Annotated in this window: 26 protein-coding genes and 2 tRNA genes; 1 reads left to right on the top strand and 27 read right to left on the bottom strand. The window is 53.6% G+C overall.

The window, feature by feature from the left end; translation table 11 throughout:
• Nucleotides 1-106 precede the first annotated feature (106 nt).
• The 10 genes from E0L20_RS00475 to E0L20_RS00430 form a co-directional block, all read right to left on the bottom strand.
• Nucleotides 107-277 (bottom strand): 50S ribosomal protein L13, encoded by a 171-nt coding sequence (locus tag E0L20_RS00475; protein ID WP_131632179.1) that lies wholly within the window; start codon nt 275-277, stop codon nt 107-109.
• Nucleotides 277-657 carry a DUF7370 family protein gene (locus E0L20_RS00470; RefSeq protein WP_131632178.1) on the bottom strand — a complete coding sequence of 127 codons (381 nt, stop codon included), beginning with the start codon at nt 655-657 and terminating at the stop codon, nt 277-279. The genes E0L20_RS00475 and E0L20_RS00470 overlap by 1 nt, the downstream gene beginning before the upstream one ends.
• A gap of 2 nt (nt 658-659) precedes the next feature.
• The gene (locus E0L20_RS00465) at nt 660-1025 is read right to left on the bottom strand and encodes a hypothetical protein (protein WP_131632177.1); all 366 of its coding nucleotides are present in this window, start codon (nt 1023-1025) and stop codon (nt 660-662) included.
• A gap of 12 nt (nt 1026-1037) precedes the next feature.
• Nucleotides 1038-2123 (bottom strand): major capsid protein, encoded by a 1086-nt coding sequence (locus E0L20_RS00460; RefSeq protein WP_131632176.1) that lies wholly within the window; start codon nt 2121-2123, stop codon nt 1038-1040.
• Nucleotides 2124-2134: 11 nt separating this feature from the next.
• Nucleotides 2135-2566, bottom strand: a complete 432-nt coding sequence (locus tag E0L20_RS00455) for a hypothetical protein (RefSeq protein WP_131632175.1) — start codon at nt 2564-2566, stop codon at nt 2135-2137.
• Between the two features lie 3 nt (nt 2567-2569).
• Nucleotides 2570-3958, bottom strand: coding sequence for a DUF2213 domain-containing protein (locus E0L20_RS00450; RefSeq protein WP_131632174.1), 1389 nt, complete (start codon nt 3956-3958; stop codon nt 2570-2572).
• Nucleotides 3959-4167: 209 nt separating this feature from the next.
• Entirely contained in the window at nt 4168-5154 is a 987-nt protein-coding gene (locus E0L20_RS00445) for a phage minor head protein (protein WP_165500678.1), read from the bottom strand.
• The gene (locus E0L20_RS00440; RefSeq protein WP_131632172.1) at nt 5108-6559 is read right to left on the bottom strand and encodes a DUF1073 domain-containing protein; all 1452 of its coding nucleotides are present in this window, start codon (nt 6557-6559) and stop codon (nt 5108-5110) included. Before E0L20_RS00440 ends, E0L20_RS00445 begins: the two co-directional genes overlap by 47 nt.
• An 11-nt stretch (nt 6560-6570) precedes the next feature.
• Entirely contained in the window at nt 6571-8043 is a 1473-nt protein-coding gene (locus E0L20_RS00435) for a terminase large subunit (RefSeq protein ID WP_131632171.1), read from the bottom strand.
• Nucleotides 8043-8558: a terminase small subunit gene (locus E0L20_RS00430; protein ID WP_131632170.1), complete on the bottom strand. Its 516-nt coding sequence runs from the start codon at nt 8556-8558 to the stop codon at nt 8043-8045. The genes E0L20_RS00435 and E0L20_RS00430 overlap by 1 nt, the downstream gene beginning before the upstream one ends.
• A gap of 27 nt (nt 8559-8585) precedes the next feature.
• Between E0L20_RS00430 and E0L20_RS00425 the strand changes: the two genes are divergently transcribed.
• Complete coding sequence (locus tag E0L20_RS00425) at nt 8586-8921, top strand: hypothetical protein (protein ID WP_131632169.1); 336 nt, start codon at nt 8586-8588, stop codon at nt 8919-8921.
• Between the two features lie 59 nt (nt 8922-8980).
• On the opposite strand, the gene E0L20_RS00420 is transcribed toward E0L20_RS00425, so the two are convergent.
• The 17 genes from E0L20_RS00420 to E0L20_RS00345 all read right to left on the bottom strand — a co-directional run bounded on the left by E0L20_RS00420 (nt 8981) and on the right by E0L20_RS00345 (nt 15614).
• Nucleotides 8981-9196 carry a hypothetical protein gene (locus E0L20_RS00420; RefSeq protein WP_131632168.1) on the bottom strand — a complete coding sequence of 72 codons (216 nt, stop codon included), beginning with the start codon at nt 9194-9196 and terminating at the stop codon, nt 8981-8983.
• 86 nt (nt 9197-9282) lie between these two features.
• A complete protein-coding gene (locus E0L20_RS00415) occupies nt 9283-9765 on the bottom strand; it encodes an HNH endonuclease (protein ID WP_131632793.1) in 483 nt (160 codons plus the stop codon).
• 280 nt (nt 9766-10045) lie between these two features.
• On the bottom strand, nt 10046-10303 hold the full coding sequence (gene lysC / locus E0L20_RS24235) for an Rz1-like lysis system protein LysC (RefSeq protein ID WP_427854493.1): 258 nt from the start codon (nt 10301-10303) through the stop codon (nt 10046-10048).
• Nucleotides 10197-10673 carry an Rz lytic protein gene (locus tag E0L20_RS00410; RefSeq protein WP_131632167.1) on the bottom strand — a complete coding sequence of 159 codons (477 nt, stop codon included), beginning with the start codon at nt 10671-10673 and terminating at the stop codon, nt 10197-10199. Before E0L20_RS00410 ends, lysC begins: the two co-directional genes overlap by 107 nt.
• On the bottom strand, nt 10661-11305 hold the full coding sequence (locus E0L20_RS00405; RefSeq protein ID WP_131632166.1) for a glycoside hydrolase family 19 protein: 645 nt from the start codon (nt 11303-11305) through the stop codon (nt 10661-10663). Before E0L20_RS00405 ends, E0L20_RS00410 begins: the two co-directional genes overlap by 13 nt.
• On the bottom strand, nt 11289-11660 hold the full coding sequence (locus E0L20_RS00400; RefSeq protein WP_048961198.1) for a phage holin family protein: 372 nt from the start codon (nt 11658-11660) through the stop codon (nt 11289-11291). Before E0L20_RS00400 ends, E0L20_RS00405 begins: the two co-directional genes overlap by 17 nt.
• A 173-nt stretch (nt 11661-11833) precedes the next feature.
• Nucleotides 11834-11908 (bottom strand) — tRNA-Thr (locus E0L20_RS00395).
• 5 nt (nt 11909-11913) lie between these two features.
• Nucleotides 11914-11988, bottom strand: a tRNA-Asn gene (locus E0L20_RS00390).
• Between the two features lie 98 nt (nt 11989-12086).
• Nucleotides 12087-12773, bottom strand: coding sequence for a bacteriophage antitermination protein Q (locus tag E0L20_RS00385; protein WP_131632165.1), 687 nt, complete (start codon nt 12771-12773; stop codon nt 12087-12089).
• Complete coding sequence (locus E0L20_RS00380; RefSeq protein ID WP_131632164.1) at nt 12770-12892, bottom strand: hypothetical protein; 123 nt, start codon at nt 12890-12892, stop codon at nt 12770-12772. Before E0L20_RS00380 ends, E0L20_RS00385 begins: the two co-directional genes overlap by 4 nt.
• A complete protein-coding gene (locus tag E0L20_RS24230; RefSeq protein WP_074165220.1) occupies nt 12889-13086 on the bottom strand; it encodes a Lar family restriction alleviation protein in 198 nt (65 codons plus the stop codon). The genes E0L20_RS00380 and E0L20_RS24230 overlap by 4 nt, the downstream gene beginning before the upstream one ends.
• Entirely contained in the window at nt 13083-13724 is a 642-nt protein-coding gene (locus tag E0L20_RS00370; RefSeq protein ID WP_131632163.1) for a recombination protein NinG, read from the bottom strand. Before E0L20_RS00370 ends, E0L20_RS24230 begins: the two co-directional genes overlap by 4 nt.
• Entirely contained in the window at nt 13717-13887 is a 171-nt protein-coding gene (locus E0L20_RS00365; protein WP_131632162.1) for a NinE family protein, read from the bottom strand. Before E0L20_RS00365 ends, E0L20_RS00370 begins: the two co-directional genes overlap by 8 nt.
• On the bottom strand, nt 13880-14329 hold the full coding sequence (locus E0L20_RS00360) for a recombination protein NinB (protein ID WP_058677202.1): 450 nt from the start codon (nt 14327-14329) through the stop codon (nt 13880-13882). Before E0L20_RS00360 ends, E0L20_RS00365 begins: the two co-directional genes overlap by 8 nt.
• Nucleotides 14330-14519: 190 nt before the next feature.
• Nucleotides 14520-15023 carry a hypothetical protein gene (locus tag E0L20_RS00355; RefSeq protein ID WP_131632161.1) on the bottom strand — a complete coding sequence of 168 codons (504 nt, stop codon included), beginning with the start codon at nt 15021-15023 and terminating at the stop codon, nt 14520-14522.
• Between the two features lie 7 nt (nt 15024-15030).
• Nucleotides 15031-15288 carry a DNA polymerase III subunit theta gene (locus E0L20_RS00350; protein ID WP_131632160.1) on the bottom strand — a complete coding sequence of 86 codons (258 nt, stop codon included), beginning with the start codon at nt 15286-15288 and terminating at the stop codon, nt 15031-15033.
• Nucleotides 15288-15614, bottom strand: coding sequence for a hypothetical protein (locus E0L20_RS00345; RefSeq protein WP_131632159.1), 327 nt, complete (start codon nt 15612-15614; stop codon nt 15288-15290). Before E0L20_RS00345 ends, E0L20_RS00350 begins: the two co-directional genes overlap by 1 nt.
• Between the last annotated feature and the right edge of the window lie 35 nt (nt 15615-15649).

Raw genomic sequence — 15649 nt, 5'->3', positions numbered from 1 at the left:
CCTTTCAGTTGTTCACTTCGCTTTAGGGCATTTGGTGGGATGATCGAGCCCATGACTACCTCGCCAACACGGTAAAGCCTGCTGTTTTTCAGTAACCCGCCTCGCTTCATTCTTTCCACCTCAGCACCTTCGCGCCAGTCGCCCGGATGCGCTCACAGTTGATATGCCACTCACCGTCTGATTTCACGTAGCCGGTAGTCTCCCGCCCGGTGTCAGTTTCGACCCAGACGCGGGTGAGCGGCTTCGGCTTACCTTCAGTCACTGGTTTGTATTTCATCAGCAGCCCCCGACCACCATGAACAGGCCTACGCTGTTACCGGCGCTGATCGGCAACCCACCGGTGCAACCGCTGGTATCGAGCCTTGCCAGTGAGTCGCGCAGCCAGGTAATGCTGTCGTCGCCATATTCAAAAGAGCGGGACGCTCCGGACGACGCCCCCTGGGATTTGAGGCGGCGCGCGCCGGACGACGTAGCCATAAGCGCGGCGGCGTACATCAGGATAAGCTTCGCGGTGCACTCGTCATAGCCAGCACCATCGAGGCACGGGATAATTTTGTTGACCGCGCAGAGAATTGGATCCAGCAACGCCATGGGAATGGTGTAACCCAATTCACCGAGGTACGCCTGCACGTCTGCCGCTGTGATTGGGTCAGCCATGGTTATTTCGCCTTCTTGGTTGCTTCTGCCAATGCCGCTTCGGCTTCGTCAGCGCGTTTTGTTTCTGCTGCCAGCGCGTCGGCGTGAGCCTTGTCTTTTGCCTCACCATCTGCGACCAACTTTTGGTTCTGCTCCAGCGCGTCGGCGAGTTGCTTTTGCAGTTCAGACAATTCACCTGAAGGTGCCGACGGCGTTGCCACCTCAAACACCAACTTTTCGCCCTTCTTCTTGTCAGTGTCCTTTGCTTTGCCAGACGATTTCCAGCGAGCAGCCGTTGCATCGTCGACTTCAACTACTGCACCAACCTCCAGTTTGCGGAGGTTGGCACCAGCGAAGACGTTACCTGCTGTGATTTCTACCAGTGCCATTCAATTTTCTCCTTAGCTGCTCGCGAAGAGCACACCATGTTTGAGGTTGATATCCTGCTTGACCATCAGGCCCATTGCGCCCCAGGTGCGCCAGATGTAGTCACTGTTGTAAAACTGACGAGGGTCAGCAACAGTACCTACGGCCTGGCCGGTGATCGGGGCAATAACGCCTGCAGTCAGCGGTACGACCAGAATCTGGTTTCCGGTGAGTTCTGCATCTTCTTTCACCGCAGCAATGCCAGACAGTTTCAGGATTTCCTGCAGGATGGTGCCAGACTGGTAATTGTCGCTGTAATAGCGCTCCCAGTTGGACATGATCTCGCTGGAAACATACCAGGTCTGCGGTGCGTACTGGTTATTGGTGATCTTCATGGTGTCACGCAGGGCGATCGCACCGTTTCGGTTCTGTTCTGCGGTTGTGGTACGGCTGGAGAAGTCGATATTCAGACCAGATGCGCCCAAATCAACCTGGCCGACACGCTCATCGGCCTTCAAGCCCTTCCAGGTCTTGCCGTCGAAGGTAACGAAGTTGCCTTCCGAGTCGCGGAAACCGTTGAACATGTAGTCCACGATTTTACGGCGCACATCATCAACAGAGCCGCGCTGCGCATCGGCGAGTGATGCCAGAGCAGACCCTTTATTGAAGATCGGGTCACGCCAGTGGAATTTGAAGCCGCTGTCGTGCACCGGCACCATCGTACCGTCGAAGCTGTACGCGCGAGCATCCAGCGCCGCACCGATCTGGCCTGACATGGAAGTGTGCGCCCAGCCACGGCCGCCGGTGCGCGCATATTCATACACGGACTCTTCCAGGCGAACAGAGCGGGACAGCGGCATCAGGTCGTTGAACAGGGTGAACTCGGTGTTCGGTTCAAACTGCGCCAATACAGTCTGATCATAAGCGCGGTACATGCGGCGGATGTCGTCGACGGCGTTGACTGCATCCAGGCGACCATTCTCACCAAAACGAGCTCGGGCAATGAAGTCAGCGACAGACTGCGCACTCATGTTGCGCGCCATCTCCAGTTCACGGAACTGTGCCTGGTTGACTTCGAGGTTACCGGTGCGTTCACCGATAGAGCGAGAAAATACAAGCATTCAGGTGCTCCTTACTTGATAACGACGCGCAGCAGATCGCCTGCAGCTACGGTATACGCCACGTCTTCTTCGACAAATGCGCGGATGGATTCGCCGCTGGCGTGAGCTTTAACCTGGCCGTTGACGATAGATAACGGCTGGCCTTTTTTGTACGTACCGGCAGCAGCTCGAACGTTAAGGAACATGCCCTGCATTGGATGAATGCCAACGACCAGCTCGTTCGCCGGAATCGAGTCTTCAACCGTCTGACAGCGCAGGTAATCGAAATCAGCGACATAAAGAATCGCCTCTTCATCACCGGCAACAGACGCAGTGAACTTCCCGGCAGAGAAGAAACCAATGATGCCGGGCTTGGTTGCTACGGCCGCCGCACCTTCACGGTTGAGCAGCGGATTAGGGAATACGCCACCGGCGTGAATTACGTGTTTTCCGTCTTTAGCCATTTTTTACTCCGGCATTTCGCTGACTGATTGGGTGTTGGTAGCCTGGTTGCGGAATGCGCCGTTCAGGCCGAAAGAGGTCTGGCACTTGGCGTACATAGCGTCGAGCGCCTTACCGTCCAGATCTGCGACTTCTTCATCGCTCATGTTCATCGCCAACTTCACAGCTGAGCGCTTTTCGCCTTTCTCTTTGTCGGCGTTCGCGTTCAGGCTGTTGAAAACGACGTCCACGCGATCGGCGAGTGTTTTCGCCCACGCTGGCATCTCTTCGTTATTGGTGGCCTGCTCTTTTTTCTTGGGCTTGCCGGTTTCCGGGTCGATTTCTTCATCGCCTTTTTTCTTGGCGGTGGCTTCTTCGGCCTTCATCTGGTTGTATGCGTCCATCAGCTCGGCGTCGGACTTGCCTTCAGTCGGCTTACCAGCGGCTTGCAGCGCATTGATAATCAGTTCTTTCATCGGATCGTTCTCTCCGTTGGTTTTAATCTCGTACTCAGTGGGTTTGCGCACGACTTCTACAGGTTCGCCGACGAACACGGCCTTGCCGTCATCATCGATGAGGTACTTCTGCTTCAGGTATTTGGTGTCATTGCGGTAGATAAAGTTGTCCGGCCACACCGTTTCAGGCCAAAGCCACTTATCTTCGGCATCACCCTCGCGCAGCTTGTCGCTGATAGCTCGGGAGATGTCGTCGAAAGAGAAATTGGAGGCGTTGGTGAAGAAGAATTTGGTCTTGTTGAGCAGGCCGTCGCGGGTGCAGTCGATGCCATCAGCCAAGCGGGCAACTTCAATCTGTTGCTCATCACCTTCCGAGTTAACGAAAATCCCCACGCCCTCCTCCGGAGTACCGGCACCAGGCTCATCAAGCAGCACCGCCACATGGTCAAACATCATATTTGTGGCGATCTCGTTGTACTTCTTGCCCTTCGACTCACCATTGGCAGCGATGCCGGAATACAGCAGGCCGGTGGAGATGTGGATCGGGGCGGAGTTGGTACCGGCCAGCATCTCATCCAGACGGTTAATCAGGCGCTTGCCCTTCTCGCTGGATTCGGCGTACTGCCGGTTAACGTACATGTCGCCCTTCACTTTGCCGTCATTGTGACTGACGTTCTGCAGCCAGGCCCCGACGTGATACTCGTTCACCGCCCGGACATCGCGCGCCGACACATGCTTGCCGTCCACTTTCGGGTGGCCCAGCGGCATCGGGTTACGCTCAAGCGTGTTGTAGGCCTTTTCGATTTCTGCTGCCGGGTACAACTTCCGGTTCATCACGATATCGTCCACGACAGGCGTGATGCCGCGAACCACGATATGTGGCTTGCCGTCGATGGTTTCAGTGGTGATGTTTGAAGCGGAGTTGACGACGGTCAGCACGTTCACGCGGTTGCGTTTCATGCTGGGTCCTCATTGGTGTGATTTCGGTGTTACTCTTCGGCGATACTCGTCGCTTTTCCTGTCTACGTCCCAATCGGCTAGCATCCTGTCATGGACTATCAGACCCTGAGCAATTGCCTTGAGCCTTTTTCTTGGGCGGCATATGGTTTCTGCGAATGAGTAGTGAATGTTCAATATCTCCACTGCATTGGCGGCATCACATGGATAAATCACGCGGCCTCCTTGACTGTCCATTGCTGACGCTCTTTCTTCAGCTTATCCGCCAGCCCTTCGTTGAATATGCTGCCGTCGTCGTTGAGCAGCACAGGTATCTGGCTGCAATAGCAGTTGTACCGGTTGCCGTTCTGAGCGTAGAAGTCCCGCACCTCTACGGTGGTGTAGACCTTGCCGTGGCGGCTGGCATGCCAGGTTCGCGTCGTTGGTTTGAGCGCTGACAGCCACAGCAGGCCGGTGTTCAGCCCAAGCCGGTCAGCGGCCCAGTCCGTTTCATTCCATTGTGCCTGCCGCAGCGCGCCGACCTGCTCAGTCTGAGCGATGGTCTTTGCCTTCGACATCGAAACATCGAGACGCTTGCTGATAACGCTGGCCGTCTCGCGAGGATTCACGCCGCGCGCTACCGCATCGGTGATGATGTTGGTCAGATCGCCGCGGGCGGCGTCGCTGATAACCTTCCAGTCGCTGAACGTTGTCAGCCTGGCCGCCGCTATCTGGTTCAGGTATCCCGGGCTGCTTAAAAGCTGCTGTAGCGTCGTCTGGCTGGCGTACACCTGCGATTGAACCGACAGGTTGGTGAAAGCGTTTAGCGTGCCGCGGTCATACTCCGCAATGACGTAGTCCAGAGCCCAGAGGTTCTGGCTGCCACCATCGAGAAGCTCGTCATCCAGAATCGACTGAACTACCTGCAGCAGGTCGGCCAACTCAGCGGCGGTCATGTCATATATGAACTTACCGGCATTGACCTCATACAGCGAAGGCTCTGCGCCCTCGTTGTTGCACATCATCCAGTACTGCTGTGCGTTCGCCTCACGCTGCTGCCCGGTCAGCCGCAGATCAAACAGAGCCTTAAGCCTGCGCTTGATGTTCAGATACCTATCTTCGATATCGTTAAACATCCTGCTGACCTGCCGTGAGGACTGCGTAGGGTCAGCTTTATTGCGCGGTACGATTGGCGTCCCGGTTCTGGTTTGCGCTGTCATCATCATCTGTCAGCGGATCCTTATCGGTTTGCTTTACATCAGGGTTAGGTGGCTGAACGACCTTGCGAGGCTCCAGCTCGCCGACTGCGCGGATTTCGTTTTCATCCACCGCCGGTGTGCCGTATGCCTGCTGGGTATCTTTCGCCACGACAGCCATTGCCTGCATGTTGGCAATTTTCTCTTTTTCGCTCGGCGCGAGCAGATCAGACCATGCCAGCGTGACCTCTCCGGATGATGGCGGGTCAATGACACCTACGGTCCAGAAGCGCTCAAGCACGCTCTCTACAATCGTCGACTGGAATCCCCAGCGGCGGCCGTTACAGCGCTTAGCCCAGTCTGTTTTATCCTCATCGGAAGCAAGTCGCCCCGTCTGTTGACCAAACAGTATGGTGAACGGGCACTGAATCGAAGATGCAAACTCGTTGGCGGCCACTGTCCAAGTCGGGGATGGGTCTGCCGCCGCAACGGAGAGAACAGACGGCGTGCCGGCCTGCATAACCAGGGCCGCATCCGTGCCACGGTTCATCTTGGCGACTTTGTCGTTAAGCGCCTCGCCCAGGTCTTTGTAGCCAGATTCCGTGGCTTGCTTTGACAGGTTCGCAATGTTGGTTTCTTTGTCGAACGCAATCCCGAGCTGGCGACTGGCATTTTTCAGGAACCCTTCGGCACTACCGCCAGATACCTTTTCGAGGTCGAGCAGTTTGTTATACCCAGCGCGCAGGAATGGCACTCCAGACAGCATGTTTTCGTCTTCTGAGCCTTCGCAGAGGATGATGATTCGCTCGGGGTGTACGGTAACGCCGCGCACCGGGCCATACGTGCCATCATCACCAACTGGCTGCTCGTTGAAGTTAAACGAAACTGGCTGGCCGTACGTTTCTGAAAGCGTGTCGGTATCGAAGTTGCCTGGCTTGATCTGCGATTCCCACGCGGGAATCAGCTTAACAATGGCCTTATCTTTCAGTCGTGCAACCACCGACCTGTCTACTGGTTCACTCCATTCCCTTCCGTCGCGGAACTGAATGAGCAATGCCGAGTACCGGCCAACGAGATTGCGGCGATCCGCATCCTTAATTTTCGGCCAGTGTTTCTTCAGCAACTTAGTGGCTGACTTCTCCCAGTCCGTTGTCTCAGTTGACTCCTTACCGTCGTCGCCGTCGATGATCGTCGGATTATCAACCCAGCACGAATCAAGAAGCTTATGGACTGCGGCAAACGCCACCGCGTTGCGCTCGTAGGCCCGATAGTAGCGGTCGAACTCGAGACTGTTTGGATAGCCGAACTCATCCCACAACTTCGTGCGTTTGGTGTTTCCTGGCTGGCCCGCGTACAGCATGCGCTGCCGCCCGATAGCATCAGCAAGGGCATTAACGAGGAATGAAACCTCGCCTTGTTGTTCACTCACTGATGAGCTCCTTAGAAGAATACTGCGCCGACCTGCTTGTGGTTGTTCTTCGCTACTGCAAAGTAACGGAAGCCGTCAGCACCGTGTGATGTGAAGTCATGAAGCGGTTTGTCTTTCCAGCATCCGCGCTTGTCGTCCCACTCCTTGCGGTAGCCTTCGAGGTGAGATATGCCCTCGGCACATTTCTCCTCATCGAAGACGCAGGACGGGAGGATTTCACGCACCGACTCAATGCCGGTATCGACACCCGTTTTGGGGACAACATTGAAGGTCATCGAGTAAACCTGGCCGTCGATTTCATAGCCTTCCTGCGCAAGTTCTTTACGCGATTTGGCATCAGCGCCGAATTCACGGTTCTCAATGTCGTGCGGGCCCCAGTGCTCGCCGTACTCATAGCCGCGGTCTTTCAGCACCTTCATGTAGTGCCTCAGCCCCTCGCCGGAGTTTTCGTAGTAGTCGATGATGTGGAACTCATTGCCTACCTCGCGAACGAACCAGATCGCCGTGGAGTCGCCCACGCCGATATCCCAGAACGTATGAACCGGGAGGTGCGAGTTGTCCGGAATTTGCCCAATTCGCTTATTGGTGTAGAGCCAGCGGAACTGTTTGGCGTAATACGCGCCCTCGACAGACTGCTGGAACGCCTCGGCCGGAATGGTCGGGTATTCGCGCTTCATGTCATCGCCGAGGGTTTTCTCTTTGGCGTAATACCAGGCTTTCTGGCGTTCGTTGACGACCACGCCGTGCTTCGCCTCCATCTCAGCAAAGTACTCAAGCAGGCGTACCGGCAGTGATTCCACCGGGTCGATTGCGTACTGCGGATTCTTCCACCAGGAGAAGAAGAAAAACTTCCAGTCCAGCGCGGATAGCGTTTTGCCCTGCAGCAACGCTTTCTCTGCCGTCTGGCAGTAATCGAAGAAGTAACCCGCCCGGCCCTCTGCCGTGCTCTCGATAGTAGCGAAGCATCCAGTCGATACCGCCTCAAACGCACCAGTGACGATTTCACGGGCTTTGTCTGGATACTTGGCGCATATCTTCCCGAACTCGGAAACGTGCAGGTAGCGCAGCGTACCACCACGAAATGACGTGCTGACGTAGAGCGAGCCGCCCTTCTTGAATACGAGCTCACCAGACGAATCATTGCTGGCCGGGTTGGCCGCCTTTATCTCTGCCGGCAGCTTGTCGTATGCGTACTTCACCTTTTCTCGGAACAGGCGCTTTGCGTCATTCAGCGTGTGGGCAATCAGGGCACACTTCGCCGACTCGAACAGGGCCGCATCAAGCTGGATGATGCACACCTCTGTGGTGAATCCGAGCTGACGAGCTTTAAGGATGATGTTGCGGGTGTGGATGCCCTCGAAGTATTCCCGCTGCTCAGGCGTCATCCTGAACCGCGTAGGCTTTCCCTCTTTGTCGGTGATCCAGTAAAGGTTATTCAGCCGCCAGTCTTTGTCGGACAGCAGCTTGATGTGCTCAGGTTTCATTACGCCCCCTGAGACAGTGAATCCATCAGGTCAGATATTGAATCAACAACGTGCTCTGTTTTCACCTGCTCACGGAATGCCTGGACGTCGATATGCTTACCAATCAGCTCGAGGTTCTTCACCTTATCAGGCCACTTTATCTTCTTGAGCAGCGCGGCTGTATTCCCCTCGGCTGACATCTCAACGACATCCAGCCCGGATAGCGTCGTCCTCCAGACCTTCGGCCACTGAGACACCGGCTTAAGCTCACCGGTCGAGGTTAGGATGTCCAGCACGTCCATCTGGTCTATCTCAACCAGACGATTCAGGACATATGTCGCATTTATGCCAACCAGATCATTGCGTTGCACTTTAAGTTCGGCAATTCTGGATTGGATGTCAGGTTTTGACAGGTTTTCGGACGCAGTGCGGTTAGCTGTCTTAGCGCTGTACCCCGCCCGAATAGCCGCTTGCGTGGCGTTTAAATCGATGAGGTACTCGCGACAGAACATTTCTTGTTTGTCAGTGAGTGCCATGTTTATTCCAAGTTAAAAGGAGTTTTAATGTCTACAGAATCACTTCTTGATGCGATGCTTCAACATGATCGTTTTCATAATCAAAATAGGATGGTTTCAGGGCTAGCCCAGAGAGCAGTTGATAATGGATACGACAGCCTAACCGCAAATCAACAGGCAGTTTTAGACCCTTTCTTAACCGAGAAGTGTGATGGAGTAACCAACCCGGGAGGACATCATAACGGCTGTCAAGTCATACTTGAGGGTGATGATCTCGAAAGTGCTATTGAAAATGAAATGTTTTATGGAGGGCTGCTATGCCCTTCATGCATCGACGAAAAGGAGCATTACAAGGCTGAATGGGAAAGAATACAGCGCGAGTGATCCATAAACATTTTTATAATTGGCGGCCTGATCTATTGGCGTGGTCGCCTCTGTTTCGGCTATTCTGCCATCTCGTCTAACTGTTCAGTCTGCTCTGCCTGTAATGGCGTAAACTCCACGCGCTTTACATCGGCCGGAGCGAAATACAGCCACTGGCCCGTTTCCGTCGCCAGCGGTACAAAACCGTTCACCAGCTCAGCCTGACGTCGTGACATCTTGCCTGTGTACTCGCCGCCGTCGTTCGTAGTCAGTTTGATGATGTAGATATCGGACATTGAGAGCCTCTTTATCCGCTTGCGGGGATATTTGGTTGATTATCCTCTGCTGGGGATATCCATTATCGAAGCCCCTCAGTGAAGGGTTAGCCATTACAGCTGAAATCTCCATGCAGGCTCTTTCGATTAACTTCCAGCCATGAGGCAAGAGCATCAATATCTGTCGATGACTTCCTGATTTTTGATTTTCCAATACACACCTGAGCAATATATTTTCCGCCATACCCTCTGGATATTCCCTTCGGCAGTGGCTGTTTTTTGCTCTGCAATTTCCTATTGAAAGAATTTTGCTGACTTGTCGCTAATCTCAAATTTTCAATAGAATTATTGCTTGGGTTTCCATCAATGTGGTCGATGAGCATGCCATCTGGAATTGCTCCAAAAAACAGTTCATACACAATGCGATGAATCTGTAATCTTTCGCCATTCAGCATCACTTGATAGTGTCCTGTATGGTTTCTAGTACCCGCAGGCATATCTGCTTTTGATTTGGAGTTGCGAGTTACCCTGTTTCTCAAATAGCTAGGAGATGACTCATCATAATAGAAATAGCTTTCGAGACTATTCATAGCGTATTTACCTTTTAGAAAGTGAGCCTGTCTCACAGAAAAGCCGCCCGAGAGAGGTCGCCACCTATAACGGCTTTTCTCAGGCTCGCTTACTGAAAGGCTCTCGTTGATGTGCGCGTGAGATGCGCATAAAAAAAGCCCCGCGGATGCGAGGCTGTGAGAATTTGCTACGGTTAAAGTCCAGAGGAGAGACCGTGTCAGAACCTCAGGGATGAGGCTCTATTTCCCCTGGGTGTGCTTATCCCATTCCTCACGGAACTTGGATGGGTTATCGAAACCTTCACTGCACTGGTTGGTTTTCATCATTTCGCCCTTTCTCAATTTTTCGAATTGCCGCCCGGTCGTAATTGCACTGGCCGACGATCCCGTAAAGTGTTGCGTTCATCGAAACGCTGTCACCATACGAAGGTTTATCGGGCAGATCTGGCACATCAATGCGCGACGTCAGATCCGCCGGAAGGTTCAGGGTCGGCTGCTTTATCACCCGGTATTCCACGGGCGGCTTCTGCTGCTGCGCGCAACCGCTCAACAGCGGCATCAGGAACAGGAGCAGCAGCGCACTTATCTGCCGCCAGGTAGCGCTTAATCTCGCTCTGTAGCATACGGTTCTGCTTGGCCGATTCAGCCCTTTGCTCTGCGACCTCAGACATGACCACGTTTTGCCTGTTAACGGCGCCAGCAAGCTCTTTAACGCTCCCCGCCAGATCGTCATTTTTAGCCCTCAGGTCGTTGATCTGCACATCCTTGCTGTCGTTAAGTTGTGTCAGCCTGTCGTTCGTCGCCGTCAGCTGGTAGTTGCGAGTGTTAAGCCCCCACAGGCAGATAGCGACAAGGATGATGAACGCGCAAGGAATGAGAATGTGCGCATTATTTTTGAAAATGCGGAATAAACTGATTAACCCGAACATAAAACCCCCTTAGCTTTAGTCAAGCGGGCTTTCCTGTCCTCCAGTCCGTTTGTACCACCGTTGATGATTCTGGTGATGCGGCTAACATCATCTGAGTCAGCGATAGCGTTAAGTCCGTGATTGCTCCACCAGGCAGCTGCGGATTCAGCAGCATGTTGAGGCTGAGTAAGTAGTTCCGGGCTCTTCACGATATCAACGCCAAGCTGCTTCACCAGCGCGGCGTAATTCGCTTTCCCCGTCACCTGAATCAGGCCGCGCCCGCGGTAACGATATCCATCACCACTGTTGCGATCGCCGTTCCCGTTCAGGTTGGCGTAGATGATGCTGCCAATCATTTTCTGGTCGGCCGGGTGAGCATTCTGGCCCGAGTCAACGCGGCCATATTTAAAGGCGTCCGCCTGGCTGATACGATTGCCGAACATCGCCAGCAATGCGCCGTAGCGGTAATTAAGGCTTTCTTCCACATGCACGAAGCCAGATGATTCATGCCCCACTTGTGCGAGAAAGTGAGCCCGCCTTAACGGCGTGATTATGTCGTACTTCTGCATTGCCGCCAGTACGACTGGAAACCACTTACCGGCCAGTGCCGCACTGGTGCCCGTTGCTTGCTGGAATTTACTGAGGGTCAGCATTTGCTTTGTCTCCCGGTTCATTCAGGCCAAGGCGACGGCGCGCATAGGCGAAAAGAGAATCCACCCCCACATACCCGACGCCAGCCGAGATCGGCCAGCAAAGCTCAGGGGGGAAATTCCAGTTGAAGATTGCCCATATAGCCGTAAGTGTCGGCTGAGCGAAAAAGCAAAGGATCCCGCACATCGTTGCGCCGGCGATCCGGTCTTTCCACTTTGATTTCGCGCCGCGCGAGGTAGCGAGTATCGACATGACAAAAGCCAGTACCGAATAGCCAGCTTCGTTTTTGTGGTTTACAAGCCACGCAAGCATCACCGCCCAGGTATCTGGTCTGTCTTGCATAGTGGTTTTCTTCATGTTCGCACCTGCTTGGTGCTGGTTGATTAGGTCAGGCCCTCGGGACGATTTAACAAGTAGGCGTGTCGATGATGGTTCCCGGAGCCTGAAAATAAAAAAGCCAGCGACAGGCTGGCAATGTGAGGGTAAGGCAATGTCAGCTCTCTGGCCGAAGGGTCCCAGGTAGTGGGTTCTGGTGCCGGGCAAAGGAATCGAACCTCTGACGCGCAGCTTACAAGGCTGCCGTTCTGCCACTGAACTAGACCGGCGAATTTGGCGGGACAGGAAGGATTCGAACCTTCGACCATTCGGTTAACAGCCGAACGCACAACCGCTGTGCTTCTGACCCTGAAACGAAAAAGCCCCGCACGATGGCGAGGCTCTTAATTCTTTGTCGACCTACGAAGCTATGGCGACGATATCAGATTTACATGAAATGTATGCTATTTAATTGACTTTTGCAATACCCTGCTGCGAAAAAGTCGCCTTTTGTTGTGATCTTGTTCTCACAGTGCAGAGAAGAGAATTGCCATCAAGCCGCTTAAAGATAGTGCACATGGCCCGCCAGTAATCGGCATAGTTATGGCACCAGTTATCAGGTTTAACGCCGCACATAGCCGCCAGGTCCTGATGCTGATACACATCCCGCCCCGCCAACTCAGCCTTAACGTCCTGGGCCGCCAGCCAGATAAGTTTCTTCAGGCGTTCCATCGTCTTGCCCGCCACCTTCTTCGCGCCGAGCTGCTCCCGGAACTCAGCCCATGCCCACTGGGTAATCGCCACCTGGTGCTCGAAGCGGATGTTCTCGCTGTAGTTCCACAGCAGCCACGCCTTCTGGTGCTCCTCCAGTGACATCAGCGCCCGACGCCATGAAGCGGTACAGAATTCAACATGATTGACCAGAGGGATGTGAGAGCCTTTTGCACGAGACTGCTTCCCAGGAATGGGCTGGTTATCTAGCGTAATAATTTTCCCGGTCTCCTCATCCATCACACGCGGCTTTTTGCGCTTAAAGGTCTTGGTATCGAACTGAGCATTCTCCAGCCAGGCCATCAATTGGCCTTTCGTCGCACCGCTCATATCGGCAGTGGCAAGGATGAGCTGCTGGCGTACATACGATAAGTTGATAGTCATGCGGCTTCCTTCTGAGACTGATTGGTTTTGGTCTGATTCTGGCTGTGCTTTGCTACTGGCGGCATGCTGGCGCGCTTTACGCTTTCTGCCTGGTACCGGGTTATCTCGTCTCTGGTCATGATGGCCTCCGATTCCATGCGCGGATTGCGTCTCGCTTTGTTGGGTAGGTTTCTGTTATCGGCTTAATCAGGCACTGCTTGGTAGCGCATCCGGCATAAACACCATCGCCATCGGCAACCAGTTCTGCCTCACCACCACAGAATGGGCAGTTAAGCAGTGAAGCCCAATGCGGAAGCTTGAGGTCGTAAATCATGCGGCCTCCCGCTGTTTCAGTGCTTTGAGCTTGGCGCGGTACTCATCGCGGATCCGGATGAAGTCTTCACGTCGGTAGTTGGTCATTTCGTGTGGACCGTTGAGCCAGTCGACGTATTCCTGGCCGTAACGAGCGACCAGGCCAACTTCGTATTGCTGCGCGACAGTCGCCTCTTTGGCAGTGTATTTCCCAGCCCCGGCATTGCAGGGTTTGCATTGTTTATGGGCGTTGCGCTCTTCAAAGCGCAGTTCAGGATTAGCGCCGACCGTTTTGAAGTGGCCGCAGTCCCACTGGCCGCCATGCAGATCAGGCGGATTGGTCTCACCGCAGCTGATGCATGGCAAATCAGCATCGCGCGCGCGGATGTAGGCGTTGAATGCCTGCTGAGCCTGCGCTTTGTAGTAACCGGCAGGCCGAAGCTCAGCCAGGCGTTCCTTTCGGCGTTTGCGCCCGGCCTTCTCTGCCTCCTTCTGCTCCTTGATGCGCTTCGCCGCGGCTTTCACCTTCTCCTTCTCGCGTTCTTCCATTGCGAGGATTGCTCCGTGCTCCGGGCAGCACCAGCGGATCCGGATATCGTGGAATTTCGGCACGAAGTATTCACCGCATACTTTGCACTTACGGCGGGATGGTTTACGCATGATTCCTCCGTGCCGCGAGGCGCAGCCATTTCTGATCCACCAGGCTGGCGGTGTAGTCCTTCAGGGTCGGGATATCGGACGCCTTAACCGCTGGCTTGCGCTGGCGGCGCGCCGGAACGCGGAAGATTTCGTTTGTGATGACGCGTGCTAGAGGACTACCCACGGGAAGCCCTCCACTCTTGCGCCCAGGCGATGCGCTTACTGGATGCTTCGGAGAACTTCACGCCGCGGTCGGTGCCGAACCAGTAAATCGCCTCGATGACGTCGACCATGTAGCGCTTGCTAGATTTCGAAGTGCGGACGCCGAAATAAACGCGGCCGCCGTTGATGCCTGGCGCGGATTTCTGTTCCTGGTCCTGGGTTTGGTTCACCAGAACGGTGATGAGGTCCTTCCACTCTTCACGGGTCAGCTTTTCGCCGTGCCAGACAACCTGATCAGACAGGTCTTTCAGCAGCGGCCACATCAGACGGTTTTGCTTGTCAGTGCGCGTTTCTTCCCGGGCCTCGACCACCATCGGCGCACGCGGGTTTACCGGAATGGTGCGGATGAATGCTATGAGGTTGTCTTTGACGGTATCGTTAACGATGCAGTAGTGCTGTTTCATGCGCCACCTCCGAGAGGTAACGCAGAATGCAGAAAATCGCAGGTGCATTTCTGCATCTGTGACAAGGTGAGGAGTTCAGATTGTTGTCGCATTTAAGTCCCCTTAAATGCGCAGAAGTCGCAATCGGGTGTTCAGGCCGACTACGACTTAATTATGGCGGGTTGATTGTGGAAAATCAAAGCGAGAGTGGTCACTCTGACAAAAATACCCTTTGAAATTGCCTGACGTATTCGATGATATCGATCTCGGCACTCCATTGGTTTCTCCCTAACGTTCCAGAAACCTCAATCATGGGAGCTAAGTAGCAAAAACCCCTTTCGTTAGGTTCTGACATAAATAGCGAGAACTCAACCGCATGAATGATTTTGTTAAACGCCTCTCTCATACTCAGATTAGTAACGGCATCATTCATCAACAATTTTCCAACAGTGATTTCTTCCCTATGCTCTTCCCGTCGCCTCTTGTCGTCAAGAACCCGGCCAACTATAGCTGTTGAGATTAGCAATCGAGTAGTTTCAGGTTCACCGAGAGATGCCAATATCCACAACGGATCATCTGTACCTGTTAATTCGTCTGCAAGTTGCTTTTCTGCTAAAAAAATAGATAAAAGATGAAATAGGTCTGTTCTTACCTTGGCCTGGTCAAATGACCAGCCACGCTCTTCATCTGGTTTAGATATTTTGTTTAATTTCATATTGTTATTACTTTTTCGTATTTTGATCTGCCATATCGACATATCTTGGATCAGATGGTTTTGGTAAGAATATCGACTTCTCACGATAAAACTTCAGGCGCTCGAGGAAGTAATCGCGCAAATGCTCTGGTTGCTCTCGCATTACCACCTCAGCGATAACCGGCATGTTTAGGCGCTCTTTGTACGCCACGCCGGAGGCTGCCAGGTCAACGTTTACCTTGTCGCGCTCTTCCTGTGGCTTCGCAGCAATGTTCCAGTCAGACATTAGTCAGCAGTTCTCCCGCGCCAGCGTTTATTACTTTCTGGGATTCGATCCGTATCGACGGACTCGACTTCCCCTTGGGAAAATCTAATGGCATTTGCTTTATTTAGTGCTGCCCTGGCTTCTTCTTCGGCATTACTGAAATGCACCTTCTTTTTTCCTCTGAAGCTGCCAACGCGAATTTTGGATGAGTTCTGCGCCTTGTACTTGCTGATCCTCAACTGTGCCGCCAAATGGGCTTTTGCCTCGGTCCGGTTCGCAGGCTTCTTCTTGACCAACTCAATATCTAATTTGTATTGCTGCTCAGCATTTAGCTTCTTGGGCTTCATGGTGTCACTCTCAAACAAAGTCCGTTTATCATAGA

Origin of the sequence: Enterobacter wuhouensis, from assembly GCF_004331265.1 — a bacterium.
Classification (GTDB): Bacteria; Pseudomonadota; Gammaproteobacteria; order Enterobacterales; family Enterobacteriaceae; genus Enterobacter; species Enterobacter wuhouensis.
This window is presented reverse-complemented; position numbering and strand designations above follow the sequence as displayed.

What these genes read in the sequence shown, in the direction of transcription:
- E0L20_RS00475 (WP_131632179.1), bottom strand. Translation starts at nt 277, where the DNA reads ATGAAATACAAACCAGTGACTGAAGGTAAGCCGAAGCCGCTCACCCGC.
- E0L20_RS00470 (WP_131632178.1), bottom strand. Translation starts at nt 657, where the DNA reads ATGGCTGACCCAATCACAGCGGCAGACGTGCAGGCGTACCTCGGTGAA.
- E0L20_RS00465 (WP_131632177.1), bottom strand. Translation starts at nt 1,025, where the DNA reads ATGGCACTGGTAGAAATCACAGCAGGTAACGTCTTCGCTGGTGCCAAC.
- E0L20_RS00460 (WP_131632176.1), bottom strand. Translation starts at nt 2,123, where the DNA reads ATGCTTGTATTTTCTCGCTCTATCGGTGAACGCACCGGTAACCTCGAA.
- E0L20_RS00455 (WP_131632175.1), bottom strand. Translation starts at nt 2,566, where the DNA reads ATGGCTAAAGACGGAAAACACGTAATTCACGCCGGTGGCGTATTCCCT.
- E0L20_RS00450 (WP_131632174.1), bottom strand. Translation starts at nt 3,958, where the DNA reads ATGAAACGCAACCGCGTGAACGTGCTGACCGTCGTCAACTCCGCTTCA.
- E0L20_RS00445 (WP_165500678.1), bottom strand. Translation starts at nt 5,154, where the DNA reads ATGACAGCGCAAACCAGAACCGGGACGCCAATCGTACCGCGCAATAAA.
- E0L20_RS00435 (WP_131632171.1), bottom strand. Translation starts at nt 8,043, where the DNA reads ATGAAACCTGAGCACATCAAGCTGCTGTCCGACAAAGACTGGCGGCTG.
- E0L20_RS00430 (WP_131632170.1), bottom strand. Translation starts at nt 8,558, where the DNA reads ATGGCACTCACTGACAAACAAGAAATGTTCTGTCGCGAGTACCTCATC.
- E0L20_RS00425 (WP_131632169.1), top strand. Translation starts at nt 8,586, where the DNA reads ATGTCTACAGAATCACTTCTTGATGCGATGCTTCAACATGATCGTTTT.
- E0L20_RS00420 (WP_131632168.1), bottom strand. Translation starts at nt 9,196, where the DNA reads ATGTCCGATATCTACATCATCAAACTGACTACGAACGACGGCGGCGAG.
- E0L20_RS00415 (WP_131632793.1), bottom strand. Translation starts at nt 9,765, where the DNA reads ATGAATAGTCTCGAAAGCTATTTCTATTATGATGAGTCATCTCCTAGC.
- lysC (WP_427854493.1), bottom strand. Translation starts at nt 10,303, where the DNA reads ATGCCGCTGTTGAGCGGTTGCGCGCAGCAGCAGAAGCCGCCCGTGGAA.
- E0L20_RS00410 (WP_131632167.1), bottom strand. Translation starts at nt 10,673, where the DNA reads ATGTTCGGGTTAATCAGTTTATTCCGCATTTTCAAAAATAATGCGCAC.
- E0L20_RS00405 (WP_131632166.1), bottom strand. Translation starts at nt 11,305, where the DNA reads ATGCTGACCCTCAGTAAATTCCAGCAAGCAACGGGCACCAGTGCGGCA.
- E0L20_RS00400 (WP_048961198.1), bottom strand. Translation starts at nt 11,660, where the DNA reads ATGAAGAAAACCACTATGCAAGACAGACCAGATACCTGGGCGGTGATG.
- E0L20_RS00385 (WP_131632165.1), bottom strand. Translation starts at nt 12,773, where the DNA reads ATGACTATCAACTTATCGTATGTACGCCAGCAGCTCATCCTTGCCACT.
- E0L20_RS00380 (WP_131632164.1), bottom strand. Translation starts at nt 12,892, where the DNA reads ATGACCAGAGACGAGATAACCCGGTACCAGGCAGAAAGCGTAAAGCGC.
- E0L20_RS24230 (WP_074165220.1), bottom strand. Translation starts at nt 13,086, where the DNA reads ATGATTTACGACCTCAAGCTTCCGCATTGGGCTTCACTGCTTAACTGC.
- E0L20_RS00370 (WP_131632163.1), bottom strand. Translation starts at nt 13,724, where the DNA reads ATGCGTAAACCATCCCGCCGTAAGTGCAAAGTATGCGGTGAATACTTC.
- E0L20_RS00360 (WP_058677202.1), bottom strand. Translation starts at nt 14,329, where the DNA reads ATGAAACAGCACTACTGCATCGTTAACGATACCGTCAAAGACAACCTC.
- E0L20_RS00355 (WP_131632161.1), bottom strand. Translation starts at nt 15,023, where the DNA reads ATGAAATTAAACAAAATATCTAAACCAGATGAAGAGCGTGGCTGGTCA.
- E0L20_RS00350 (WP_131632160.1), bottom strand. Translation starts at nt 15,288, where the DNA reads ATGTCTGACTGGAACATTGCTGCGAAGCCACAGGAAGAGCGCGACAAG.
- E0L20_RS00345 (WP_131632159.1), bottom strand. Translation starts at nt 15,614, where the DNA reads ATGAAGCCCAAGAAGCTAAATGCTGAGCAGCAATACAAATTAGATATT.